The sequence below is a fragment of the Burkholderia sp. AU17457 genome (assembly GCF_002223255.1).
In the GTDB taxonomy this organism is placed as follows: domain Bacteria; phylum Pseudomonadota; class Gammaproteobacteria; order Burkholderiales; family Burkholderiaceae; genus Burkholderia; species Burkholderia sola.
Window position 1 is genome coordinate 1 of record NZ_NKFB01000017.1, and the last position, 546, is coordinate 546.

Sequence of the window (546 nt, forward strand, 5' to 3'; positions counted from 1 at the left end):
GGTCACCACGGTAGGATTCATGACTGGGGTGAAGTCGTAACAAGGTAGCCGTATCGGAAGGTGCGGCTGGATCACCTCCTTTCCAGAGCTATCTCGCACAAGTTGAGCGCTCACGCTTATCGGCTGTAAATTAAAGACAGACTCAGGGGTCTGTAGCTCAGTCGGTTAGAGCACCGTCTTGATAAGGCGGGGGTCGTTGGTTCGAATCCAACCAGACCCACCATTGTCTGGCGGTAACACACCTGAGGCATCTGTACTCATGGGGGCATAGCTCAGCTGGGAGAGCACCTGCTTTGCAAGCAGGGGGTCGTCGGTTCGATCCCGTCTGCCTCCACCAATCCTCAATGACAAGCGTTCGAACGAAACGTTGTTCGAGTCTTTGTCATTGGCGATTGAGCCAGTCAGAGGATATCAACAGATATCGGCTGTCGTTCTTTAACAATCTGGAAGAAGTAAGTAATTTGGATAGCGGAAGCGTCTCGAGATGGACGTGGAAACTATCCGGGTTGTGATTGTATCGATGTATCTCAAGATGATTCGAACTCT

The 546-nt window shown here is 51.1% G+C and carries 2 tRNA genes and 1 rRNA gene; all 3 read left to right on the top strand.

The annotated features are described in order from the left end of the window. Positions 1 to 82: ribosomal RNA gene (locus CFB49_RS35365) — 16S ribosomal RNA — on the top strand; the annotation flags it as partial. 64 nt (positions 83 to 146) lie between these two features. Further along, positions 147 to 223, top strand: a tRNA-Ile gene (locus CFB49_RS35370). Positions 224 to 261: 38 nt separating this feature from the next. Further along, a tRNA-Ala gene (locus CFB49_RS35375) sits at positions 262 to 337 on the top strand. Positions 338 to 546 lie beyond the last annotated feature (209 nt).